Origin of the sequence: Bradyrhizobium sp. Pha-3, assembly GCF_042258615.1 — a bacterium.
GTDB lineage: Bacteria > Pseudomonadota > Alphaproteobacteria > Rhizobiales > Xanthobacteraceae > Bradyrhizobium.
This window is the reverse complement of sequence record NZ_CP170152.1, coordinates 9,238,416-9,262,712: the sequence shown is the minus strand read 5'-3', so window position 1 is coordinate 9,262,712 and position 24,297 is coordinate 9,238,416. Positions and strand designations below refer to the sequence as shown.

General features: G+C 65.4%; 23 protein-coding genes. 9 read left to right on the top strand and 14 right to left on the bottom strand.

Annotated features, from left to right (window positions below; genetic code table 11):
* Positions 1-133 precede the first annotated feature (133 nt).
* From ACE10Z_RS43240 to rsmI, 7 genes are all read right to left on the bottom strand, one after another.
* A complete protein-coding gene (locus ACE10Z_RS43240; protein ID WP_375786121.1) occupies positions 134-2,425 on the bottom strand; it encodes a response regulator in 2,292 nt (763 codons plus the stop codon).
* Positions 2,426-2,529: 104 nt separating this feature from the next.
* Positions 2,530-3,048, bottom strand: a complete 519-nt coding sequence (locus ACE10Z_RS43235; protein ID WP_375786120.1) for a hypothetical protein — start codon at positions 3,046-3,048, stop codon at positions 2,530-2,532.
* A 132-nt stretch (positions 3,049-3,180) separates the two neighbouring features.
* Positions 3,181-4,731, bottom strand: a complete 1,551-nt coding sequence (locus tag ACE10Z_RS43230; protein ID WP_375786119.1) for a YifB family Mg chelatase-like AAA ATPase — start codon at positions 4,729-4,731, stop codon at positions 3,181-3,183.
* Positions 4,732-4,837: 106 nt separating this feature from the next.
* A complete protein-coding gene (locus ACE10Z_RS43225) occupies positions 4,838-5,809 on the bottom strand; it encodes an MBL fold metallo-hydrolase (RefSeq protein ID WP_375786118.1) in 972 nt (323 codons plus the stop codon).
* A 189-nt stretch (positions 5,810-5,998) separates the two neighbouring features.
* Positions 5,999-6,946: a glutathione synthase gene (gshB, locus tag ACE10Z_RS43220; protein WP_375786117.1), complete on the bottom strand. Its 948-nt coding sequence runs from the start codon at positions 6,944-6,946 to the stop codon at positions 5,999-6,001.
* Positions 6,947-6,976: 30 nt separating this feature from the next.
* Entirely contained in the window at positions 6,977-7,360 is a 384-nt protein-coding gene (locus ACE10Z_RS43215) for a YraN family protein (protein ID WP_166212917.1), read from the bottom strand.
* Entirely contained in the window at positions 7,347-8,300 is a 954-nt protein-coding gene (gene rsmI, locus ACE10Z_RS43210) for a 16S rRNA (cytidine(1402)-2'-O)-methyltransferase (protein WP_375786116.1), read from the bottom strand. The genes ACE10Z_RS43215 and rsmI overlap by 14 nt, the downstream gene beginning before the upstream one ends.
* Before the next feature lie 321 nt (positions 8,301-8,621).
* Between rsmI and ACE10Z_RS43205 the strand changes: the two genes are divergently transcribed.
* Positions 8,622-9,827 (top strand): penicillin-binding protein activator, encoded by a 1,206-nt coding sequence (locus tag ACE10Z_RS43205; RefSeq protein ID WP_375786115.1) that lies wholly within the window; start codon positions 8,622-8,624, stop codon positions 9,825-9,827.
* A 409-nt stretch (positions 9,828-10,236) separates the two neighbouring features.
* Here the strand turns inward: ACE10Z_RS43205 and hemW are convergent, their stop codons facing one another.
* Genes hemW through rph form a run of 3 tightly spaced genes read right to left on the bottom strand, consistent with a single transcriptional unit; the run spans position 10,237 to position 12,741 of the window.
* Positions 10,237-11,394, bottom strand: a complete 1,158-nt coding sequence (gene hemW / locus ACE10Z_RS43200) for a radical SAM family heme chaperone HemW (protein ID WP_375786114.1) — start codon at positions 11,392-11,394, stop codon at positions 10,237-10,239.
* Positions 11,381-12,016, bottom strand: coding sequence for an RdgB/HAM1 family non-canonical purine NTP pyrophosphatase (gene rdgB, locus ACE10Z_RS43195; protein ID WP_375786113.1), 636 nt, complete (start codon positions 12,014-12,016; stop codon positions 11,381-11,383). The genes hemW and rdgB overlap by 14 nt, the downstream gene beginning before the upstream one ends.
* Positions 12,017-12,027: 11 nt before the next feature.
* Positions 12,028-12,741 carry a ribonuclease PH gene (rph, locus tag ACE10Z_RS43190; protein ID WP_021078183.1) on the bottom strand — a complete coding sequence of 238 codons (714 nt, stop codon included), beginning with the start codon at positions 12,739-12,741 and terminating at the stop codon, positions 12,028-12,030.
* Positions 12,742-12,936: 195 nt separating this feature from the next.
* Between rph and hrcA the strand changes: the two genes are divergently transcribed.
* Complete coding sequence (hrcA, locus tag ACE10Z_RS43185; protein ID WP_021078184.1) at positions 12,937-14,025, top strand: heat-inducible transcriptional repressor HrcA; 1,089 nt, start codon at positions 12,937-12,939, stop codon at positions 14,023-14,025.
* 164 nt (positions 14,026-14,189) lie between these two features.
* The gene (gene grpE, locus ACE10Z_RS43180; protein ID WP_375786112.1) at positions 14,190-14,795 is read left to right on the top strand and encodes a nucleotide exchange factor GrpE; all 606 of its coding nucleotides are present in this window, start codon (positions 14,190-14,192) and stop codon (positions 14,793-14,795) included.
* 45 nt (positions 14,796-14,840) lie between these two features.
* Here the strand turns inward: grpE and ACE10Z_RS43175 are convergent, their stop codons facing one another.
* From ACE10Z_RS43175 to ACE10Z_RS43160, 4 genes are all read right to left on the bottom strand, one after another.
* Entirely contained in the window at positions 14,841-15,266 is a 426-nt protein-coding gene (locus ACE10Z_RS43175; protein WP_375786111.1) for a VOC family protein, read from the bottom strand.
* Between the two features lie 68 nt (positions 15,267-15,334).
* Positions 15,335-16,189 carry a helix-turn-helix domain-containing protein gene (locus ACE10Z_RS43170; RefSeq protein WP_375786110.1) on the bottom strand — a complete coding sequence of 285 codons (855 nt, stop codon included), beginning with the start codon at positions 16,187-16,189 and terminating at the stop codon, positions 15,335-15,337.
* A gap of 20 nt (positions 16,190-16,209) precedes the next feature.
* Complete coding sequence (pncA, locus tag ACE10Z_RS43165; protein ID WP_375786109.1) at positions 16,210-16,920, bottom strand: bifunctional nicotinamidase/pyrazinamidase; 711 nt, start codon at positions 16,918-16,920, stop codon at positions 16,210-16,212.
* A 96-nt stretch (positions 16,921-17,016) separates the two neighbouring features.
* Positions 17,017-17,952 (bottom strand): hypothetical protein, encoded by a 936-nt coding sequence (locus ACE10Z_RS43160; protein WP_375786108.1) that lies wholly within the window; start codon positions 17,950-17,952, stop codon positions 17,017-17,019.
* A gap of 573 nt (positions 17,953-18,525) precedes the next feature.
* On the opposite strand from ACE10Z_RS43160, the gene dnaK reads away from it, so the two are divergent.
* The 6 genes from dnaK (at position 18,526) to ACE10Z_RS43130 (ending at position 24,191) form a co-directional block, all read left to right on the top strand.
* Entirely contained in the window at positions 18,526-20,427 is a 1,902-nt protein-coding gene (dnaK, locus tag ACE10Z_RS43155; RefSeq protein WP_097671378.1) for a molecular chaperone DnaK, read from the top strand.
* Positions 20,428-20,597: 170 nt separating this feature from the next.
* Positions 20,598-21,728, top strand: coding sequence for a molecular chaperone DnaJ (dnaJ, locus tag ACE10Z_RS43150; RefSeq protein WP_375786107.1), 1,131 nt, complete (start codon positions 20,598-20,600; stop codon positions 21,726-21,728).
* Positions 21,729-21,828: 100 nt separating this feature from the next.
* A complete protein-coding gene (locus ACE10Z_RS43145) occupies positions 21,829-22,431 on the top strand; it encodes a class I SAM-dependent methyltransferase (RefSeq protein WP_092120946.1) in 603 nt (200 codons plus the stop codon).
* Positions 22,432-22,563: 132 nt separating this feature from the next.
* Positions 22,564-23,142: an NADPH-dependent FMN reductase gene (locus tag ACE10Z_RS43140; protein WP_375786106.1), complete on the top strand. Its 579-nt coding sequence runs from the start codon at positions 22,564-22,566 to the stop codon at positions 23,140-23,142.
* 6 nt (positions 23,143-23,148) lie between these two features.
* The gene (gene pyrF / locus ACE10Z_RS43135) at positions 23,149-23,871 is read left to right on the top strand and encodes an orotidine-5'-phosphate decarboxylase (RefSeq protein WP_375786105.1); all 723 of its coding nucleotides are present in this window, start codon (positions 23,149-23,151) and stop codon (positions 23,869-23,871) included.
* Positions 23,872-23,894: 23 nt separating this feature from the next.
* Positions 23,895-24,191: a DUF1330 domain-containing protein gene (locus tag ACE10Z_RS43130; RefSeq protein WP_375786104.1), complete on the top strand. Its 297-nt coding sequence runs from the start codon at positions 23,895-23,897 to the stop codon at positions 24,189-24,191.
* The last annotated feature ends 106 nt before the right edge of the window (positions 24,192-24,297 follow it).

Here is a 24,297-nt window from a genome sequence, read left to right as displayed (position 1 = left end):
TCCCTGCGAAAGCAGCGACCCATAGCCACAGGCGTCTGTAATCTACAAGGCTGTGGCCGCAGCGGGTCGTAAAACCAAATTCGGTGGTTATGGGTCCCTGCTTTCGCAGGGACGACACGGAGTTTGCGGCCGCCTACGCCGCGATATGCCGCGCAGCGGCGAGGCCCGCGAGCGCTTCCTCGAGCTTCTCGCGGTCGAGCGGCTTGATCAGGAAGCCATCCATGCCGGCTTCGAAGCAGGCGTAGCGATCTTCCACCAGCGTGTTGGCGGTCAGCGCCAGGATCGGCGTCCGGCGACCGGACTGGCCGGTCAGCCCGCCGGACTCGTGGGCGCGGATCTGCTTGGTGGTCTCGATGCCGTTGAGGCGCGGCATCTGGATGTCCATCAGCACGAGATCGTAGGGCGTGCCGGCTGACGTCGCCGACAGCCAGGATTCCATCGCCTGCTCGCCATTGGTGGTGATGACCACGTCGTGGCCGAGCCGGGCGAGCAGCGAGCGCATCAGAAGCGCATTGATCTCATTGTCTTCCGCAACCAGGATCGAGAGCCCCTTGTGCGGCGGCGCGGCCGCCGGCGCAGTGGGTGCCGACTCCGTGACCGTCTCGATCGTAGGGCCGGGCATCACGAGGCTCGGCATTGCAAGGCTTGGCGCGGCGATTTCGGGTGACGCGGTCAGGCGTGCGGCGAGCGATGACGCCCGCAGCGGCTTGACCAGATAGCCGGTGAACACGGCTGCATCGGAGGCCGAAATGTCCTGCCGCGTCGCCGGAGTGACCATCACGATGCGATGGGTGGCGTGGATGCGGGCGGCCTTGGCGAACGCCTCCATCGCCTGCGCGCCGAGCGTGTGATCGATCAGGACCGTGTGCCAGCTCCGCTCCGGCAGCAATGCCTCGGCGACATTGGCATCCGACACGATGCAGGTCTGCGCGCCCCAGCGCTGCAGCCGCCGCGAGATCAGCGAGGCCTCGATGCTGTGCGGCGCGACCAGCATGATCGATTGGCCGGCGAGATCAGGCGCTGTGAAGCGGTTGGCCTCGCCGGTGTCGGCGGCGGCCAGCGGGATCGAGACCTCGAAGGTCGAGCCCGCGCCCGGCGTGCTTGCAAGCGAGATCCGGCCACCCATTCGCTTGACGATGCGGTCGCTGATCGAGAGGCCGAGGCCGGTGCCGCCATAGCTGCGCGCGATGCGGTCGTCGGCCTGCTCGAACTCCCGGAAGATGCGCTGCTGCGCTTCCGGTGCGATGCCGATGCCGGTGTCGCGAACCAGGAAGCTGATCTCGTTCGGCCAGATGCCGGGCTCGACGATCAGCGCGACGCCGCCGGTCGCGGTGAACTTGATGGCGTTGCCGGCGAGATTGAGCAGCACCTGACGCAGCCGCGCGGCGTCGCCGGTCACCTGCATCGGCAGCCGCTCGTCGACATAGGCGGCGATCTCGATGCCCTTGGCCTGCGCGCGCGGCGCCAGCAGTTCGGTGATGTCCTCGATCAGGCCCGACAGTGCAAAGGCGCGGTGTTCGAGATCGATCTTGCCGGCTTCGATCTTGGAATAGTCGAGCAGCTCCTCGATCAGCGCGAGCAGCGCGTCGCCTGACGTCTTGACCGCCTTGACGTAGGTCGTCTGCTCCGGCGTCAGCTGGGTGTCCATCAGCAGTCCACTCATGCCGATGATGCCGTTCAGCGGGGTGCGGATCTCGTGGCTCGCCATCGCAAGGAAGCGCGATTTGGCGCGGTTGGCGGCGTCGGCCTGATCGCGGGCTTCGGCCAGCGCGCGCTCGCTCTCGGTGCGGTCGGTGACGTCGCGGCCGACGCTCTGCATCTCGGCCGGCGCGCCGGCATCGTTGCGCACGAGGCCCTCGCGCCAGGCGATCCAGCGCGGCCCGAGCGGTCCCTCGATCTTCTGGTCGTAGACCCGCGTGCCGTTGGATTCGAGCGCAATGTCGCCCTGTTCGAGTACTTTGAGGGTAGCGGTGCTGCCGATCAATTCGCCGCGGGGGATCTGTGCCAGCGCGCAATAGGCGTCGTTGGCGTAGGTGATGAGGCCGTCGAGGTCGCGCAGCACGATCAAATCGTCCTGCGCCTCGAACAGGGTGGAGGCGCGCTGTTCGGCCTCCTGCAGTTCCCAGTTGCGGTCGGCCATCGCCTCATTGTGCATGGCGATGGTGCGCAGGCGTCGGCGCATCAGCCGCAGCCGGATGCCGAGCGTCACGATCCAGAGACAGGCGAGCGCGAACAGGAAGCTGACGCCGATCGCGAATGCATTGGGATCGTAGCCGCTGTGCGGCGAGAGGGCGCCCGAGATGAATCCGAAGGCGCCGCCGAATGCGACGGAAAAGATCGTGAAGGAACGGACGATCGTCGCGACCCAGGAATGGCGTCGCAGGAAGCGGCGAAGGCGTAACTTGATCCGGAAGAAACGCCCCATCAATGGTGGTCCTGAGAGTGCCCGATCTGGCGATGACGATGCGTCGGCCACCTTGAAAAGTGCTTGAGGTTGGTGGCGGTTTCGCGCCGCCCCTCGGAACAGGGTTAGCGGGGGGTTAACTCCGCCATTGTCTGGCCCTGGAAGCGCGCGTGCGGTTCCAGCGATGCCGCCTCGAGGCGGCGGTGTCCGCCGCGGGCGCTGACGATCAGGGCCGCGGCATCGCGCGCCGAGAACGTCTTCGACTTCACGTAGACGCGGTAATCGAACGGACCGTCATGGGAAAGATAGATGACGGGGCCGGTTGCGGCCGGCGCGCTGGAAATCCCGATCAGCTGCGGCACGGCGTTGCTTTCGCAGGCACCGGCCTCGGCATCGTCGATGTCGTCGATCACGGTGAAGTCGGCGGCCTCGGCGCTGTCGGCGACCCGGACCCGGACGGTGGCAAGGCTGGGGTCGTCGGTGAAGCTGACGTGAAGCTGAGCCTGCCAGGGGATCGATGCGATCTGCATCGTGGCGCCGCCGACCTCGATGCAAGGCCGGGGACCCGGCAGGAATTCAACGCGGGCGAATACCGCGGCCACGGCAAGGGGGACCACCGAGGCCAAAACCTTCATACGCAACATGACACAACTCGCTCGACCCAAGCTTGCCGCGGATCGCGGTGCTTATGGTTTGCGGAGCGTAAATGAGAGTGGTTACCGTCGTGTTGACGCGGATGATTCCGGCATGAATCGGGACAGTGCTCCGGATCGGAGTCACGCCGCGCGGCGCAGATCGTCGGCCAATGCACGATAGGACAGCGCTTCGGCGAGGTGCAGCCGGCCGATCGTATCAGTGCCGTCGAGATCGGCGAGCGTGCGCGCCACCCGCAGCACGCGGTGATAGCCGCGCGCGGTGAGGTGCATGTTCTCGGCTGCCTCGCGGAGCAGCTTCTGGCCGTGCGCATCGGGCTGCGCGATGGTCTCGAGCAGCGCGCTCGGCGCTTCCGCGTTGGTACGAACATGCGGCATGCCGGCCGCCGCGTAGCGCGCGAGCTGGATGTCGCGTGCGGCCGCAACGCGTGCGGCGACCTCGGCCGATCCCTCCGCCGGCGGCGGCAGGATCAGATCCGCCGCGGTCACGGCCGGCACCTCGATCCGCAGGTCGATCCGATCCATCAGCGGCCCGGAGATCCGCATCTGGTAGTCGGCGGTGCAGCGGTCGAGCCGGCCGCGCTTGCAGGAATAGCCGGGCTCATAGGCGTGGCCGCAGCGGCACGGGTTCATCGCCGCGACCAGCATGAAGCGCGCCGGATAGGTGACGCGATGGTTGGCCCGGCTCACCGAGACTTCGCCATTCTCCAGCGGCTGGCGCAGCGAATCCAGCACCCGCGGATCGAACTCCGGTAATTCATCGAGGAACAGCACGCCCTGATGCGCGAGCGAGATCTCGCCCGGCTTGGCGCGCATGCCGCCGCCGGTCAGCGCCGCCATGCTGGCGGAATGATGCGGGCTGCGGAACGGGCGCCGCGCGGTCAACGCGCCGTCGCGGATCTCGCCGGCGACGGACGCAATCATCGAGACTTCGAGCAATTCGGACGGCGACAGCGGCGGCAGGATCGAGGGCAGCCGCGCCGCCAGCATCGATTTGCCGGCGCCGGGTGAGCCGATCATCAAGAGATGATGTCCGCCGGCGGCGGCGATCTCGAGCGCGCGCTTTGCGCTCTCCTGGCCCTTGATGTCGCGCAGGTCGAGCAGCGCTTCCTCGCGCGCCTCGTTTTGGTCTTGCACCTTCGGCTGCGGCCGCGACAGCAGCTGCGTGCCCTTGAAGTGATTGGCGATCTGGATCAGCGAATGGGCCGCGATGATCTGGATGTCCGGGCTCGCCCAGGCGGCCTCCGAGCCGCAGGCGGCAGGACAGATCAATCCCTCGTCGCGCGAATTGGCACCGATCGCGGCGGGCAGCACGCCTGCCACGGGCGCGATCGAGCCGTCGAGCCCGAGTTCGCCGAGCACGGTGAAGCCGCTGAGTGCATCCGGCGGGATCGCCCCGATCGCCGCCATCAGGCCGAGCGCAATCGGCAGGTCGTAATGGCTGCCCTCCTTGGGCAAATCGGCCGGCGCGAGGTTGACGGTGATGCGGCGCGCGGGAAGCGCGAGGCCGGAGGCGATCAGCGCCGAGCGTACCCGCTCGCGCGCCTCCGACACCGCCTTGTCGGGCAGGCCGACGATCGCGAACGCCGGCAATCCGGGCGCGACCTGCACCTGCACGTCGACCGCGCGGGCCTCGATCCCCTCGAATGCGACGGTGGAAACCCGCTGGACCATGCTGCCCCTATCTTCCGCCACCCAAGGTAGCGGAGCGGGCCGCCCGGCGCAAGAACATTAAGGGAACATTCGGGGGCGACGCGCGCCGCCCCCGGATGCGCCGCCGTCACAGCGTCATCTGCATCGGTTCCGGATAGTAGTGGAAGCCCTCGCCGGCCTTGGCGACGTGGCCGTAGCCCGGCCAAGCGAAGTGATAGGACATCACAGGCGTCTTGTTCGCGGCCAGCATCTCGAGGAGCTTGACCCGGGAGTTCGCCGCCTGCTTCGGATCGGTGTCGTAGGAGAACTCCATCCGCGGCCGCTCCAGCAGCAGCACCGCGTGATGCGAGAGGTCGCCGAGGAAGGCGAAGGACTTGCCGCCCGAGCTCACCATGAAGATGGTGTGGCCCACGGTGTGGCCGGGCGCTGCGATCGCCGTCACGCCGGGCAGGAATTCCTGGCCATCCTTGAAGAACACGATGCGGTCGCGCACCGGCATCAGGTTCTTGCGGGCGTGAACGACAAAGTCCTTCAACGGACTGCCCATCTTGCCTTCGTCGGTCCAGAAATCGAGATCGCTTTGCGCGATGTAGTACTGCGCATTCGGGAACAGCGGCTTGTCGTCGGCGCCGACGATGCCGCCGATATGATCGATGTGCGCGTGCGACAGCACGACGGCGTCGATGTCCTCCGGCTTGATGCCGGCTTCCTGCATGCTCTTCTGTTGCCGCCCGGTGGTCGGGCCGAAGGCCTTCGAGGTGCCCATGCCGGTATCGAACAGGATCAGCCTGTCGCCCATGTTGACGATCGGCGAGTTCTGCTCGAGCACGACATTGTCGGGCGAGAGGAAATTGTCGGAGAGCATCTTCTTCACTTCTTCCTTCGGCACGCCGGTGAAGGTGCCGGAGGGATCGCCGAGCGGAAGCGGGCCGTCGGAGACGACGGTGACTTCGGCATCGCCGAGAACGAAGCGGTGCCAATAGGGTGTCTGCGTGCCGAGCTTCGGCGCGCGTGCCTGCGCGGTGCTGCCGAGGAGTGTGCTGGCGCCGAGACCGGCACCGAGCGCGAGCAAGGATCGTCGTGAGACATTGAGCGTCATAACGTCTTCCTCCACAATTTTTATGAGATTTTCGTGTTGTCGCCCGCGTTAGCCCGCCGCTTGACCTGACGCAGGCAAGAGGATGCTGCCTTCGCCTGCGCAAGCTGGCAAGAAGAATAAGGCGAACGCAGCCGCGGTCGAACTCTGCTTAGAGTTCAACCTGAATGTGCAGCGCACAAGGGAGGAGGATTATTTCGCGGCGCGCTTCTTCTCGATGGTATCCCAGATCATCGCTGCGACATCGGGGCCGTTGAGCCGCTGAATTGCGCGGATGCCGGTCGGCGAGGTGACGTTGATCTCGGTCAAATTGCCGTCGATCACGTCGATGCCGACGAACAGCAGGCCGCGTTCGCGCAGCGCAGGTCCAAGCGTGGCGCAGATTTCGCGCTCGCGATCCGAGAGCTCGGTCGCCTTGGCCGCACCGCCGCGCACCATGTTGGAGCGCAGATCGTCCGCTGCCGGCACGCGGTTGACGGCGCCGGCGAATTCACCGTCGACCAGGATGATGCGCTTGTCGCCATGCTTCACCTCGGGAAGGAAGCGCTGGATCACCCACGGCTCCTTGAAGGTGACCGAGAACATGTCGAACAGCGAGCCGAAATTCATGTCCTGCGGCATCACGCGGAAGACCGCGGCGCCGCCATGGCCGTGCAACGGTTTCATGACGACGGCGCCGTGCTGGTTGCGGAACGCGTTGATCTCGTCGAGATCGCGCGAGATCAAGGTCGGCGGCATCAGCTGCGGGAAATTCATCACGAACAGCTTTTCGGGCGCGTTGCGCACGCTGGCCGGATCGTTGACGACCAGCGTCTTCGGATGAATGCGTTCGAGGAAATGGGTCGAGGTGATGTAGGCGAGATCGAACGGCGGGTCCTGCCGCAACAGCACGACGTCGAAGCCGTTGAGAGCCTCGCGTTTCGGCTCGCCCAGCGTGAAGTGATCGCCGACCTCGTCGCGCACGGTGAGAGACTGCACCGGCGCCACCAGCTCCTCGCCGCGCAGCGACAGCTTGTCGGGCGTGTAGTAGGAAATGCCGTGGCCGCGCTTCTGCGCCTCGAGCAGCAGCGCAAAGGTCGAATCGCCGCGGACGTTGATGCGCGCGATGGGATCCATCTGGACGGCAATCTTCAATTTCATAAGCGTGTCCCGCGAGGTCTGAGGGTAACTTTAAGGGCTGGCGTCGAATGCCGCTAACAGATGGCGCGGCAGGCTCTTCGGCGCAATCAGCACGGCGTCGAATCTGAGATCAAATTCGGCATGTTCGGGATGCGCCATCAGCCAGGCCTGGGCGGCATTGACGATGCGCTGCTGCTGGCGCGGCGTCACCGCATAGGCGGCGTCGTCGAGGCTGGCACGGGCCTTGACCTCGACGAAGGCGAGCAGATTGCGCCGGCGTACCACCAGGTCGATCTCGCCATAGGGGGTGCGGAAGCGCCTTGCCAGGATGCGATAGCCCTTGGCGATCAGGAGGGCCGCGGCGCGGCTCTCGGCCGAGATGCCGGTGCGGAATGCGGCGACGCGTTCGGGGGACGCGCTGTCAGTCTTCGCCATCGCCGTCCCCGATGGTCTTCGCGAGCTCGAGGGCGCGGGCGTAGACCTCGCGGCGCGGCCGGCCCGACAGCTCGACCGCGTGGGCCACCGCATCCTTGACGCTGCCGCGGGCGAGCTGCACGCGCAACAAATCGTCGAGTGCGTCCTGGCCCATCACGCCGGCATCGTCAGGCGGCGGCCCGATGACGAGCACGAACTCGCCGCGCGTCTCCAGCGCGTCTGCGCCCGCCGCAAGCTCGGCGACCGGCGCGCGCTTGACCTCTTCGTGCAGCTTGGTCAGCTCGCGGCAGATCGCGGCGTCACGTCCAGCCATGGTCGCGGCGAGATCGCGCAGCGTGTCCTGCACCCGATTGCCGGATTCGAACATCACCAGCGTCGAATCGATCCGGGCGAGCTCGGTGAGTCGCGCGCGGCGCGCGTGCTCCTTCGCCGGCAGGAATCCCTCGAAGAAGAACCGGTCCGTCGGCAGCGCCGCGACCGACAGCGCTGATAGCACCGACGATGGCCCCGGCACCGCGATGACGGCATGCCCGGCGGCGCAGACGTCGCGCACCAGCTTGAAGCCGGGATCGGAGATCAGCGGCGTGCCGGCGTCCGAGACCAGGGCGATGGCCGCGCCTTGCGCCAGCCGTTCGAGGATCTTGGGCCGGGCCTGGGCCGCGTTGTGCTCGTGGTAGAGCGCCAGCTCGGCGGTGATCGCGTAACGCTCGGTCAGCCGTCGCGTGATCCTGGTGTCCTCGCAGGCGATCACGTCGACGCCAGCCAAGGTCTCCAGCGCGCGCAGGGTGACGTCGGCGAGATTGCCGATCGGGGTCGCCACCAGATGGAGCCCGGGCACAGCCTTTGGCGCCGCCAGCTCCTGGCCGCCGATCGAAAAGGTCCGGGCCGCAGTGCCTGTCGTGGCATCGGAATGGTGGAGGGGACTGGCTTTTGCGCGCATAATGCCAATCTAGAGCGTTTTCGAGCGAAGTGGATACCGGTTCGCGTGAAGAAAACGCGTCAAAACAAGAATCTAGAGCCCCGTTCCGATTCAATCGGAACGGGATAGGCTCTAGAGGGATGGCAGCACTTGCGCCACATCCGGAAACGGCGATGACGGTACGCGGTTGCTGAGGGAAACGGGAGCCGCGGCAACGGCGCCGCGAGGCCATAATCCTTTTGTTTTAGTTAACTATTCGCCGACAATATGCCTGAATCCACCCGCCTCATCAGAGCTGGATGGAGTCCTGGCCGATCCTGGTCGGCCAAGAGAAGAGAGACGATGGAAGGCCCGCATCACCGCAACTCCCTGCCGTCGGGCACGACCCGGCGGACCGCGCTTGGTCTGCTCGTGGGCGCGCCGTTGCTGAGCGCCTGTTCCGGCGTCCAGCAGAGCCTAAGCCAATTCTCCAGCGGCAATCCGGAGGCCGGTCCCGCCGGCCCGCAGCAACAACCGCAGGCAGTTGGCACCGGGCAGGTCAAGATTGGATTGATTTTGCCGCTGTCGGCGTCCGGCAATGCCGGCCTCGCGGCGCAGTCGATGCGCAACGCCGCCGAAATGGCGCTGGCGGAATTTCAGAACCCGAACATCCAGCTCCTGATCAAGGACGATGGCGGCAGCCCGCAGGGCGCATCGCAGGGTGCCCAGCAGGCACTGTCGGAAGGCGCCGAGATCATTCTCGGACCGCTGTTCGCAGGCTCGGTGCCAGCCGTCGCGCAACTGACGCGGCCGCGCGGAACCTCGGTGATCGCCTTCTCCACCGATTCGAGCGTGGCCGGACGCGGTGTCTACCTCCTGAGCTTCCTGCCGGAGTCCGACATCAATCGCATCGTCGATTATTCGGCCGGGATCGGAAAGCGTTCGTTCGCCGCGATGGTGCCGGACAACGCCTATGGCAATGTGGTCGAGGCCGCATTCAAGCAGGCGGTCGGGCGCAAGAACGGCCGTGTCGTCGCCTTCGAGAAATATGGCGCCGATCGCGCAACGCCGGCGCGGACCGTGGCGCAGGCGCTCGGCCAGGCCGATGCGCTGCTGATCGCCGACGACGGCGATTCGGTGGTCGCGACCGCCGACGCACTCACTGCAGCGGGTGCCAATCTGCGCAACATCCAGCTGCTCGGCACCGGGCTGTGGGACAATCCGCGGGTGTTCGCGAGCCCGGTCCTGCAAGGCGGTCTCTACGCCGCGCCCGATCCGTCCGGTTTCCGCAGCTTCGCCGGCCGCTATCGCGCCAAATACGGCGGCGAGCCGGTGCGCACCGCAACGCTTGCCTATGACGCTGTCGCGCTGATGGCGGCGCTGGCGCGCACCCAGGGCGCGCAGCGCTTTGCGCCGGAGACGCTGACCAATCCATCCGGCTTTGCCGGCATCGACGGCCTGTTCCGCTTCCGCTCCGACGGTACCAATGAGCGCGGCCTTGCCGTCATGAAGGTGGCGTCCGGCGGCAGCACGCCGGTCGCAGGCTCGCCGAAGAGTTTTGGCGCCTAAAGCGGGATGAGTTTTGGTTGAATCGGCTTGGCGCGGTCTCGGTTCACCTCTCCCCGTCGGGGAGAGGTCGGATTGCGAAGCAATCCGGGTGAGGGCTCTTGCTCCTCGATAGACCGTAACCCCCTCACCCGATTTGCTGCGCAAATCGACCTCTCCCAAGGGAGAGGTGAACTTTCGACGCCGTTCCAGCTCAACCTAATCTCATCAGGCTTTAGTTTTCGTCAGGCGGTCGAGCTGCCTTGTCCGAGCGCCGGCACCCGCCGGCTACTTTGCATGGGGTTGTTTTCGATATTTTGGCAGCGTGCACCCAGAGCGTTTTCGAGCGAAGTGGATACCGGTTCGCGTGAAGAAAACGCGTCAAAACAAGAATCTAGAGCCCCGTTCCGATTCAATCGGAACCGGATAGGCTCTAGGCGGCGAGATCCGCGACGACGGCGTCTAGCACCGGAAATCCCGACTTGGTCACGCGCAGCCGTCCGTCGGCATCGACGGCGATCGCGCCTTCCTCGCGCAGCATCGCGATCCGGTGCGGATCGAGCTTGCGGCCGGAGAGCTTCGCATAGCGCGTGGGATCGATACCTTCGGCGAGCCGCAGCCCCATCAAGAGGAATTCGTCGGCGCGCTCTTCGCTGTTGAGGCTGTCATCGGTGACGACGCCATGGCCGCGTTCCTCGACGTTCAACAGCCATGCCTCGGGGCGCCGCTCGGTCGCGGTCGCGTGCCTGACGCCATCGATGTCGAGCCGGCCGTGCGCGCCGGGACCGATGCCGGCATATTCCTCGCCGCGCCAATAGACGAGGTTGTGCTTGCACTCGGCGCCGGTGCGGGCGTGGTTGGAGATCTCGTAGGCCGGCAGTCCCTCGCGGGCGCAGACCTCCTGCGTCACGTCGTAGAGCGCGCGCGCGGTCGCTTCATCCGGCGTCTGCAATTTGCCGGCGGCATGCAGCCCGAAGAACGGCGTGCCTTCCTCGATCGTGAGCTGATAGAGCGACAGGTGCTCGGCCGCTTCCGAGATCGCCTGCTTCAATTCATCGGCCCACATCTGCGGCGTCTGGTCGGGCCGGGCGTAGATCAGATCGAACGAGTAGCGGTCGAATGCAGAGCGTGCGATCGTGACCGCGTCGAGCGCTTCGCGCGCGGTATGCAGGCGGCCCAATGCTTTCAGCGAAGCATCGTCCAGTGCCTGCACGCCGAGCGAGACACGGTTGACGCCGGCTGCGCGATAGCCGCGAAAGCGCGTCGCCTCGACGCTGGTCGGATTGGCCTCGAGCGTGACCTCGACGTCGCGCGAGACCTGCCAATGCTTGCCGATCGCATCGAGCACGGCGCCGACGGTTTGCGGCTGCATCAGCGAAGGGGTGCCGCCGCCGAGGAAGATCGAGGACACTTCGCGTCCCGGCACCCGCGCGGCCGTGGTCTCGATCTCGCGGGCGAACGCGCGCACGAACCGCGCCTCGTCGACCGGCGCATGCCGGACGTGGCTGTTGAAATCGCAGTACGGGCATTTCGACAGGCAGAACGGCCAGTGCACGTAGACGCCAAAAGCTTCTCGTTCAGCGTGGCTCAAGGCAGATCTCCGCGAGCTTCACGAAGGCGCGGGCGCGATGCGACAGGCCGAGCCCGAGCGGCGGCAGGCCGTGCTTCTCGATACTGCTCATTTCGCCAAAGGTCCGCATGTAACCGTCGGGCAGGAACGCCGGATCATAGCCGAATCCGGCGGTGCCGCGCGGCGGCCAGACCAGGGTTCCGTCGACGCGGGCCTCGACCTCTTCGAGGTGATCGTCGGGCCAGGCCACGCTTAGGGCGGAGACGAAATGCGCCTTGCGCTGCTCCGGGCCAGTGGCGCCGCGCTCCTGCAGCAGGCGCTCGATCCGCGTCATCGCCGCCATGAAGTCCTTGCCGTCGCCGGCCCAGCGCGCCGAGTAGATCCCGGGCGCGCCGTCGAGCGCGTCGACCACGAGGCCGGAATCGTCGGCGAAAGCCGGCAGTCCCGCGGCCTTCGCCGCCGCGATCGCCTTGATCGCCGCATTGGCGCGAAAGTTGTCGCCGGTCTCCTCGGGCTCGGCGAGACCGAGCTCGCCGGCCGACACCGCCTCGACGCCGTGCGGCGCCAGCAGTTCCCGCATCTCGGCAAGCTTGCCGGGATTATGGGTGGCGATGACGAGCCTTCCGGTGATTCGGCGGTGCATGACCAATCTGACTACGCCACCGCGATCTTTTGCAAGTCGACCAGACGCGCGACACCTTTGCGCGCCAGGGCCATCAGCGCCAGGAATTCGTCTTGCGAGAACGGCGTCTTCTCGGCGGTGCCCTGCACCTCGATGATGCGGCCGTCGCCGGTCATGACGAAATTGGCGTCGGTGTCGGCCTCGGAGTCCTCGGCATAGTCGAGATCGAGCACCGGCGTGCCTTGGTAGATGCCGCAGGAGATCGCCGCCACGTTGTCGCGCAACACGTTGGTTTTCAGCATGTTGCGGGTCTTCATCCAGTTGATGCAGTCGGCCAGCGCCACCCAGGCACCGGTGATCGAGGCGGTACGGGTGCCGCCATCGGCCTGGATGACGTCGCAATCGACCGTGATCTGGCGCTCGCCGAGCGCCTCAAGGTCGACGGCCGCGCGCAGCGAGCGGCCGATCAGCCGCTGGATCTCGACCGTGCGGCCACCCTGCTTGCCGGCGGAGGCCTCGCGGCGGGTGCGTTCCAGGGTGGCGCGCGGCAGCATGCCATATTCGGCGGTGACCCAGCCGCGGCCCTGGCCCTTCAGCCATGGCGGCAACCGTTCTTCCAGCGTGGCGGTCACCAGCACGTGGGTGTCGCCGAACTTCACCATGCAGGAACCCTCGGCATATTTGACGACGCCGCGTTCCAGCGACACGGGACGCAGTTCATCGGGCGCACGGCGGCTTGGCCGCATGGAAATCCTCCAGAATTCCGAGAGATAGGGCTGGGCGTGCTTGTAGGAGGGGGAAGCGGCAGCGGCAAGGGTTTTGGCAAGGGATTTGGCGAGGGTTTTCGGCCCCGGAATGGTCCGGTGCCAGGAAGCCGAATGCATGCTTGTCACCGGCCTCCGGGAGCGACAAATTAGGCAGCAATTGTGAAGGACTGGAGTTTGACGCACCACGATCCGATAGGCCTGATCGCGCCGCATGCCGGGCTCGCCCAGCTCAACGAGCGTTCGCGCGACATTTTTCGTCAAATCGTCGAAAGCTATCTCGCGACCGGCGAGCCGGTCGGTTCGCGCAACATCTCGCGGCTGATCGCATTACCGCTGTCGCCGGCCTCGGTCCGCAATGTGATGTCGGACCTCGAACAGCTCGGCCTGATCTATGCGCCGCACACCTCGGCCGGCCGGCTGCCGACCGAACTCGGCCTGCGCTTCTTCGTCGACGCCCTGATGCAGGTCGGCGACCTCACAGAGGCCGAGCGTCAGTCGATCCAGACCCAGCTGGCAGCGGTCGGTCGTGCGCAATCGGTCGAGGCGGCGCTGGGCGAAGCGTTGACGCGGCTGTCGGGGCTGACCCGTGCCGCGGCGGTGGTGCTGACGCAGAAGTCGAATGCGCGGCTGAAGCACATCGAATTCGTGCGGCTGGAGCCGGAGAAGGCGCTGGTCGTGCTGGTCGGCGAAGACGGCCAGGTCGAAAACCGGGTGCTGGCGCTGCCGCCGGGCGTTCCGTCTTCGGCCCTGACGGAGGCCACCAATTTCCTCAATGCGCGGATCCGCGGCCGGACGCTGGCCGAAGCGCGGCTCGAGCTCGAAACGGCATTGACGCAAAACCGCGCCGAGCTCGATCAGCTTACGCAAAAGGTCGTCGCGGCCGGCATCGCGAGCTGGTCCGGCGGCGAGAGCGAGGACCGCCAGCTGATCGTGCGTGGTCACGCCAATCTGCTCGAGGATCTGCATGCGCTCGACGATCTCGAACGGATCAAGTCGCTGTTCGACGATCTCGAGACCAAGCGCGGCGTGATCGATCTGCTTGGCCGTGCCGAGCGCGGCGAGGGCGTGCGGATTTTTATCGGCTCGGAGAACAAGTTGTTCTCGCTGTCGGGTTCCTCCACCATCATCGCGCCATATGGCGACGCCCAGGGCCGGATCGTCGGCGTCCTCGGCGTGATCGGACCGACGCGGCTGAACTATGCGCGGGTGATTCCGACCGTCGATTACGCCGCGCGCATCGTCAGCAAGATGCTGGGCGGCTGATCGGAGTGCATTTCGCTTTCATTTGACGGGTTTTCGTCACCCAAGCCGGAGGTCCCTGTTCCCGAAGCCGGCATGTTGCGCTTGATTTTCGCCGCCCAAAGCACGATATCCCGGGCAGCAATCCCCAAGATTTGAACCGACGCGAGTTTTCGAGAAGGCAAGCCATGACCGATCCGAACCGGGCCAATGACAACACCGAGAATTCGGCGCCGACGGGTGAACCCGTGGTCTCGAAGCCCTACATCATGCCTGACGATCCCGAGGTCGGATCGGTTGAGGCGCTGACCAAGGAACTCGCCGAGGCGAAGGACCGCACGCTGCGTACGCTGGCCGAGATGGAGAACCTCCGTCAGCGCACCCGCCGCGAGGTTGCCGACGCCAAGACTTACGGCATCACCGGTTTCGCCCGCGACGTGCTCGATATCGCCGACAATCTGCAGCGCGCGCTCGACGCGGTGCCGGCCGAGACCAAGGAAGCCGCCGATCCCGGCCTGAAGGCGCTGATCGAAGGCGTCGAGTTGACCGAGCGGTCCCTGCTCAACGCGCTGGAGAAGAACGGCGTCAAGAAGTTCGATCCGATCGGCGAGAAGTTCGATCCGAACTTCCAGCAGGCGATGTTCGAGGTACCGGACACCTCGGTGCCGTCGGGCACGGTGGTGCAGGTCGTGCAGGCCGGCTACATGATCGGCGAGCGCATCCTGCGTCCGGCGCTGGTCGGCGTCTCCAAGGGCGGCGCCAAGGCCGCTCCGAGCGCCGACATCACGGTCTGATCGCTCCGACGACGGCTCTGGAGCTGTGAGCGTGCTGCTGTCGTTTCACGGCAGCGGCTTCTCGTGGGCCTTCGGCCAATAGGTGCCGAAGCTCCAGAGATTTCCCTCCGGGTCACGGCAGGCGAAATCACGGCTGCCATAGTCGGTGTCGCGCAGCTCCATTTCGATCTTGGCACCCACTGCCCGGGCCTTCGCGTGCAAGGCGTCGGGATCGTCGACGGCGATGTAGATTGAATCGGTGCGGCGGCCGGCTGCATCGCCGACCAACCTGCCATAGGCATCGTCGCGGCTCTGGCCCAGCATCAGCATCGAGGAACCGTAGGCGAGCTCGGCATGGTGGATCACGCCGCCGTCGCGGTAGACCACGTGCTCGGTGAATCCGATCACGGTCTTGAGCCAGCCGATCATCGCCTCGGCGTCCTTGCAGCGCAGGGTCGGATAGATGCGGGGCGGTTCGATGTCGTGCGTCATGGGGGCTCACCTCCTGGGCTGATGGCGCCACTCTGCACGAGGCAATCCGGCTTCGGCTTGAAGGTTTGTTACCAGTCCGGCTGCAGCTCGCCGGAATGGGAAAGCCGGCTGTCGGTCAGCATCAGGCGGCGCGCCCAAGCGGTCGGTGGTTCTCCGGCAAACTCGACGAACTCGCGGGCAAGATGGGCTTGATCGGCGTAACCGCTCTCCGCAGCGATTGCGGCCCAGCCGTCGGCTGCGCCAGCCTGCGCAAGCCGGCAAGCCTGATGAAAGCGCATCATGCGCGCTACCGGCTTGGGCGCGAGGCCGAGCTCGGATCGAAACCGGCCAGCGAGGTGCTTACGGCTCCAACCGATCTCCGAAGCGATCGCCGTGATCCGAGCTGTGCCGCCCGAGCGCGCCAACTTTTGATAAGCGAACGCGACTTCCTCGGACGGCCCGCGGCCGAGGCGGCGAAGCACGAAATCCTCAATCAGGTCGAAGCGGCGCCGCCAGCACGGTACAGCGCCGATTTGCTCGCGCAGCCGCCGCCCATCGCGGCCCAGCACATCGCCAAGATCGACCATGCGCCCGGTGAGCTCGGCAATGGCGCCGCCGAAGAAGCGATAGGCGCCAAGCGGCGTGAAATCCACCTGCACGGATTCGGCGCAGCCGTCTGACTCGATGTTGACGGGGCCGGCGTGCAGTCCGGCCGTGAAGCTAAGCTGACGGTCGGATGGTCCAGGCTGACGCGCGAGCGCGATCAGATAGGGCGAGCCGAAGCTGATGATCAACGGCACGATCAGCGGTGCGGTCTGACGATGGAAGAAGTGGCCTGCCGCCGTCTCGCGGTAACCCGTAATTCCGACAATCAGGCCCGCCATGCGCGGCGACGGCGGGCGTCGCGCGAAGTCGAATGCGACGGGGGCCTCAAGCTCGGCCATGTGGATCTCGCGCGGAATGCCTACGCGATGTCCGACGACTGGATCCGCTTGACGCCGGCCTTGTCCATGTCGGCCCAGGCCTTGGCGAGCGATCCCTGCGTGTCGATGCCGCGGCAGGCGTCTTCCACGACATAGGTTTCGAAGCCGGCCTTGCGCGCATCGAGCGCGGTCCATGCCACGCAGAAATCGGTGGCGAGCCCGGCCACGAAAACCCGCGCGACATTGCGCGCCTTCAGATAGGCGGCGAGCCCGGTGGTGGTCTTGCCGTCGGCTTCGGTGAAGGCGGAGTAGCTGTCGACGTCCTTGTGAAAACCCTTGCGGATGATGAGCTCGGCCTGCGGGATCGCGAGTTCCTTCGACAGGGAAGCACCATCGGTGCCCTGCACGCAGTGATCGGGCCAGAGCACCTGCTTGCCGTAGGCGAGGTCGATGGTCTCGAACGGCTTCTTGCCGGCATGGACCGAGGCAAACGAGATGTGTCCGGGCGTGTGCCAGTCCTGCGTCATCACCACATTGGCAAAGCTCTTGGCGATCTTGTTGATGACAGGCACCACCTGCTCACCGTCCTTCACCGCGAGACTGCCGCCGGGCAGGAAGCAGTTCTGGACGTCGATCACGAGCAGCGCGGAGCCATCGTCGGGCTTGATCGCAGCCGCCCAGAGACCTTTGGGAACCAGGGTCGCAAGCGCCAATGTGCCGAGGCCTGCAACTATCTGTCGTCGATCCAACATCGCGCCCCTCCTCGCTTTGATACCGCGCGAGGAGGCTAGTTCCGTTCGGCGAGCGACGAAAGTGGGATTTTTCCGACCGGCTTTACGAAAGGCCGATCAGCCGCGCGGCTGGATGCCGTCGCGGACCGCGCGGAAGCGCGGGAAGGCCGTCACCCAATCGGTACGCGGCGAGCTGCCGATGATGCGCAGCGATGTCTGCGCGCCGAACCGCAGCCACTGCACGATGGTCACCGGGGTGTTGTCCTTGCCGCTGATGGCGTCAATCCGGGTCTCGAAGCCGGGTTGGCCGTCGATCCGGATCGGTTCGGACATGGTGATCCGCCCGTCGCGCACGCCGGGGATCGTGGTGGCGATCTGCTGGGCAAAGCGGCCGCGGTCATCGGGCGTTGCCGGTGCCGAAGCGATGATGCCGAGCAGCATGAAGGGACTGGCCTCAAGGGCCTTGTCGTCGCCGTCGGCCATCAACAGCGCTGCGCCCGGCGCCAGCATGCGGATGTTCTTGAAACCGCTGAGCTCGGTGACCTTGAACGGCATCATGGAGAGCTGCTCGTCGACCGGCACCTCCTTGCGGATTTCGGCGGAGGCGAACATCTGCCGGACGGCGTCGTCGGTGTAGATCTTGCTGGCGTTCTGCGGCACCTGCACCGCGACATAGCCGGAGAAGGTCGGCCCCGGCAGGATCATGGAATAGCGCCGCACATTGCTGGCGCCGTCGCGGGCGCTCTCCGCGGTGTAGTAGGCGAGGCCGGCCGGCGTCTCGAGGCTTTCGGGCTTGATGTTTCCGGTGCCGGCCGGGTTGGCCTTGAAGGCAGTCACGACCTCGTTGTAGGCGTCCGCGGGCAGGTCGGCGATCAGGACCTTGACGCCCTGGTCCTCGGTCTCGAAGCCGATGAAGGATTTGGCGCGGACGAGCCCCACCAGCGGTTTCATCCCGACATGCGCGCCCGGCGGAAACACCACGTCGGCGGCAAAGCCACGACAGGTGGCAGCAATCAGCAAGGCAACCGCAACGAGAACTCGAAAAGGCGTCATGGGGGATCTACCGGTTTTGCTTGGTGGCCGCGCAACGGGCCGGTGCAGGGCTGGATGGCCTCTTCAGTCGAACCGCTTTTAGCGGTTTTGATGGCCCTGCAACAGGCCGCCAAATCTCCGCTCCAGGCCAGCCGGCTCGATTCCATGGGCTTTTCGCCTTGATTGGCGGGCACTTTCCAGTTTCCCGACGTTTCCAGGAACGACCACCTGTGGCCGCCAGCGGCCAAACAGCGCGCCCTCGACCCGTGCGCCGCTCTCGCATACGACGTTTGTGAGTGTTCACTCAACAGCGCTGACGTCGCGCCGCTGACGTCGCGGTCGACGGCGGGCGGCATCATTGCCGATTTGTTAACTTGGTCTGGGCTTGAACCGGTGCCGTAGCCGGGCTGACACAATCTTTCAAACGTCAGTCTTTTCAGGCCTCAACGTTGCGTCCAGTCCTTGCGGGCAGGACCCTCTCTCCTATATCAGGCTCACCGTCGCAATATCGCGAGTATGTGAACGTCTGGGGGTTCGGTACGGAGCGCCGTCAGGGCCCAACCAACCTGCCGTAGCAAAGAGGATATCAAAACCATGGGTAAGGTCATTGGGATCGACCTCGGCACCACGAATTCGTGCGTCGCCGTGATGGATGGCAAGAACGCCAAGGTGATCGAGAATGCCGAGGGCATGCGAACGACGCCGTCGATCGTTGCTTTCACTGACGATGGCGAGCGCCTCGTCGGACAGCCGGCGAAGCGCCAGGCGGTGACCAATCCCGAGCGTACGTTCTTTGCGGTGAAGCGCCTCATCGGCCGCCGCTATGACGACCCGATGGTCGAAAAGGACAAGAAGCTCGTTCCCTACAAGATCGTCAAAGCATCGAACGGCGATGCCTGGGTCGAAGCCGACGGCAAGACCTATTCGCCCTCGCAGGTCTCGGCCTTCATTCTGCAGAAGATGAAGGAGACCGCTGAGGCGCATCTCGGCCAGAAGGTCGATCAGGCCGTCATCACGGTTCCTGCTTATTTCAACGACGCGCAGCGTCAGGCCACCAAGGACGCCGGCAAGATCGCCGGCCTCGAAGTGCTGCGCATCATCAACGAGCCGACGGCAGCCGCGCTCGCCTACGGTCTCGACAAGACGAAGGCCGGCACGATCGCGGTGTACGATCTCGGCGGCGGCACCTTCGACGTCTCGATCCTCGAGATCGGCGACGGCGTGTTCGAGGTGAAGTCGACCAACGGCGACACCTTCCTCGGTGGTGAAGACTTCGACATGCGCCTGGTCGGCTACCTCGCCGACGAGTTCCAGAAGGAGCAGGGCATCAACCTGCGCAACGACAAGCTCGCTCTGCAGCGCCTGAAGGAAGCCGCCGAGAAGGCAAAGATCGAGCTGTCGTCGACCACGCAGACCGAAATCAATCTGCCGTTCATCACGGCTGACCAGACCGGTCCGAAGCATCTGACGATGAAGCTGACCCGCGCCAAGTTCGAGGCGCTGGTGGCCGACCTCGTCGAGAAGACCATCGAGCCGTGCCGCAAGGCGCTGAAGGATGCCGGCCTGACCGCCGGCGAGATCGGTGAAGTGGTGCTGGTCGGCGGCATGACCCGCATGCCGAAGATCCAGGAAGTGGTGAAGCAGTTCTTCGGCAAGGAGCCGCACAAGGGCGTCAATCCCGACGAAGTCGTCGCGATCGGCGCTGCGATCCAGGCCGGCGTGCTGCAGGGCGACGTCAAGGACGTGCTGCTGCTCGACGTGACCCCGCTGTCGCTGGGCATCGAGACGCTGGGCGGCGTGTTCACCCGTATCATCGACCGCAACACCACGATCCCGACCAAGAAGAGCCAGGTGTTCTCGACGGCCGAAGACAATCAGGGCGCCGTCACCATCCGCGTCTTCCAGGGCGAGCGTGAAATGGCGGCCGACAACAAGATGCTCGGCCAGTTCGACCTGATGGGCATTCCGCCGGCTCCGCGCGGCATGCCGCAGATCGAGGTGACCTTCGACATCGACGCCAACGGCATCGTCAACGTCTCGGCCAAGGACAAGGCGACCGGCAAGGAACAGCAGATCCGGATCCAGGCATCCGGCGGTCTGTCCGAGGCCGACATCGACAAGATGGTCAAGGACGCCGAGGCCAATGCGGCCGAGGACAAGAAGCGCCGCGAAGCGGTCGACGCCAAGAACCATGCCGATGGTCTGGTTCATTCGACCGAAAAGGCTTTGGCCGAGCACGGCTCGAAGATCCCGGAGACGGATCGTCGCGCAATCGAAGACGCCGTCAGCGACCTCAAGGAAGCGCTGAAGGGCGACGACGCCGAGGCCATCAAGGCCAAGACCAACACACTGGCACAGGCTTCGATGAAGCTCGGCGAGGCCATGTACAAGCAGCAGGCCGAGGCCGATGCGGCCAAGGACGCTGCAAAGGATGACGTTGTCGACGCGGAGTTCACCGAGGTCGACGACGACAAGAACAACAAGAAGTCTGCCTAAGCGGGCTTGCGATCATGACCCTCACACCAAAGAGCACGCGACGCGTCTCGGAGGAGTGGGGGTCATTTTTCTTTAAGGCGATCGCTGCATCTTCCAGACAGGCGCAATCCTTGACGCAATCCCTTGCGCAATCCTTGGCGATCGCGACGAACTTCGGACGGAATTGAAGGATGTCCACCAAGCGCTGCTATTACGAGACCCTCGAGGTCGAGCGGAACGCGGACGAGACCAAGCTGAAATCGGCTTTCCGCAAGCTCGCGATGAAATGGCATCCGGACAAGAATCCGGGCGACGCCACCAGCGAGGTCCGGTTCAAGGAAATCAACGAAGCCTATGAGGTGCTGAAGGACGGCGACAAGCGCGCCGCCTATGACCGCTTCGGCCATGCCGCTTTCGAGCAGGGTATGGGCGGTGGCGGTCCCGGCTTCGGCGCCGGCTTCGCCTCCTCCTTCTCCGACATCTTCGAGGATCTGTTCGGCATGGCCGGGCAGCGCCGCGGCAGCGGCGGCCGCGAACGCGGTGCCGACCTGCGCTACAACATGGAGATCACGCTCGAGGAGGCCTTCCAGGGCAAGACCGCGCAGATCGAGATACCGGTCTCGGTCACCTGCGAATCCTGCTCCGGCACCGGCGCCAAGGTCGGCACCAAGCCGAAGACCTGCTCGCATTGCGGCGGCGCCGGCCGTATCCGGCAGGCCCAGGGCTTCTTCACGCTGGAGCGGACCTGCCCTGGCTGTCAGGGCCGCGGCCAGATGATCGAGGACGCCTGCGCCTCCTGCGCCGGGTCCGGCCGGGTGACGCGCGAGCGCACGCTGTCGGTCAACATTCCTCCGGGCGTCGAGGACGGCACCCGGATTCGTCTCGCCGGCGAAGGCGAGGCCGGTGTCCGCGGCGGACCGCCCGGCGACCTCTACATCTTCCTGTCGTTGACCACCCACCAGTTCTTCCAGCGCGACGGCGCCGACCTGCACTGCCGCGTGCCGATCTCGATGGTGACCGCGGCCCTCGGCGGCGAGTTCGAGGTGCCGACCATCGACAAGAGCAAGACCAAGGTGAAGGTGCCGGCGGGGACCCAGTCCAGCCGCCGATTCCGCATCGCATCAAAGGGTATGCCGGTGCTCCGCTCGCGCCAGACCGGCGACATGTATGTCCAGGTTGTGGTCGAAACGCCGCAGAATCTGACCAAGAAGCAGCAAGAATTGCTGATGGAGTTCGAAAAACTCTCGTCCGGCGCAACTCAGCCGGAGGCTGCGGGTTTCTTCTCTAAGGTCAAGGACTTCTTCGGAAGTCGCTCCGTCTAGCCGCAGTCGTTATGCTTGACCGTAACGACTTCGATCTATACGTGTTTATGACTGTTTTCTGACAACCGCTCGATTGTGCGCGGTCCCGCCTGGTAGCGACATGCCTCTGCAATCGTCCGTGCGTGCGTCGAAGAAGCCCCTCCGTCTTGATGACGAGGTTCGTTTTCTCCGTTCATGGATCGAGAAGCCGCTGCATATGGGCGCGGTGATGCCGTCCGGACGGCTGCTCGCACGCACCATGGCGCAATATGTCGACCCCGAAGCCGAAGGACCGGTTGTCGAGCTCGGACCCGGCACCGGCGCGATCACCAACGCACTGATCGAGCACGGCGTCGATCAAAAGCGTCTCGTCCTGGTTGAGTACAATCCCGGCTTCTGCGCGCTGCTGCGCGAACGCTATCCGCAGGCCAAGGTGGTCCAGGGCGACGCCTACAGGCTTCGCGATACGTTGTGGGACGTCATGAAGTCTCCGGCCTCGGCCGTGGTCTCCGGCCTGCCGCTCGTCACCAAGCCGATGCTGACCCGCCTGAAGCTGGTCCGCGACGCCTTCCTGGCACTGGCGCCCGGTGCGCCGTTCGTCCAGTTCACCTATTCGGTGGCGCCCCCAATTCCGAAGTCGCTGCCCGGCGTGTCCACGGAAGCGTCCGAGCGGATCTGGATGAACCTTCCGCCCGCGCGGGTCTGGGTGTATCGCAAGGGCTGACGCGTATTCCCGCAAAAGTGGGTACCGGTTTTGCGCATGGAATACGCGCAGAACATTCGCTAAGAGCATTTTCAGAGAAAATGCTCGCCCTGCGTTGTCGCGCCGGGCGCGTGCCCCAACCGCGATTTCGAAATGTCCGCGCTGAAAATCCTCGTGATCCCCGGATCGCTTCGATCAGGCTCGCTCAATGCGAAGCTGGCCGCCGTGCTGGCGCAGGCGCTCGCGCAGTCGGGGGCCGACGTCACCCGTATCTCGCTCGGCGATTTTCCGCTGCCGATCTATGACGGCGATTTGCAGGCCAAATCGGGCGTGCCGCAGCATGCCGTCAATCTGAAGCGGATGATCGGCGCCCATCATGGCGTGCTGATCGTGACGCCGGAATACAATTCCTCGGTGCCGGCGCTGGTGAAGAACACGATCGACTGGGTGAGCCGTGTGCAGGATCCGAACGAGACCCGTGGCCAGGTGTTCCACGGTCGCGCCTTCGCGATCGCAGCGGCATCCGGCAACCGGCTCGGCGGCACGCGCGCGCTGGCGGCGCTGCGCCTGATCCTGACGGCGTGCCATGCCGCCGTGATCCCGAACCAGCTTGCGCTGTCATTCGCCGAGCAGGCCTATGACGACATGGATCGTCTGAAGCACCAGGCCGACATCGACACGATGCGGGCGCTGGTGCGGCAGCTGGTCGACCATTCCGAACGCATGATGTGAGGTGACATGCAGCCAGCCAAGATCGCTCCAAGGATCGCTCCAAGAGACCGGTTGATAGTGGCGCTCGATTTGCCGTCGGTCGCCAGCGCCGAGGCGATGATCGACCGGCTCGGCGACAGCGTCACCTTCTACAAGATCGGATATCAACTCGGTTACGCCGGCGGGCTTACGCTGGCGAAGCAGCTTGCTGGCAGCGGCAAGAAGGTCTTTCTCGATCTCAAGCTGCACGACATCGGCAACACGGTCGCGCGCGGGGTCGAAAGCGTCGCCGCTCTCGGCGCGACCTTTCTCACCGTGCATGCCTACCCGCAGACCATGAAGGCGGCGGCCGAGGCGCGTGCCGGCTCCGGCCTGAAGATCCTCGCGGTGACGGTGCTGACCTCTTACGACGACAGCGACCTGCACGCGGCGGGCTATCGCCTCAACGTCTCCGATCTCGTCGAAGCGCGCGCCAGGCAGGCGCAGGCGCTCGGTGTCGACGGCCTCGTCAGCTCGCCCGAGGAAGCCGCCGCCCTGCGCAAGATCGTGGGCGAACAGATGAACCTGGTGACCCCTGGCATTCGCCCCGCGGGTTCGGCGACCGGTGATCAGAAGCGCATCATGACGCCGGCCCGTGCCATTGCCGCCGGCGCCGACTATCTGGTGGTCGGACGTCCGGTGATGGAAGCCGCCGATCCGAAGGCCGCGGCCGAAGCCATTCACACCGAGATCGCCGAGGCGCTCGCCTGAACCAACAACAAGGGAGAACAGAGATGGCGAAGGGATACTGGATTGGACGCGTCGACGTTCACAATGAGGAGGGCTACAAGCCCTACATGGCGGCCAACCCCGCCATCTTCCAGAAATTCGGCGGCAAGTTCATCGTTCGCGGTGGCAAGTTCACCGGCGTGGAGGGCCAGAGCCGTTCGCGCAACGTCGTGATCGAATTCCCCGATTACGCGACCGCGGTCGCTTGCTACCAATCGCCGGAATACCAGGCCAACATCAAGGTGCGGCAGCCACACTCGATCGCCGACCTGATTATCATCGAGGGGCATGACAGTCCGTAGCCCGGACGCCGGGCCGCCGTTTCGGCTGCTCGGAACAAGCCTCCGATGGCCGTCGTTTAGGCATGTTGTTGCGCCGGAAAACCGGTTTCCACTTTGCCGGATCATG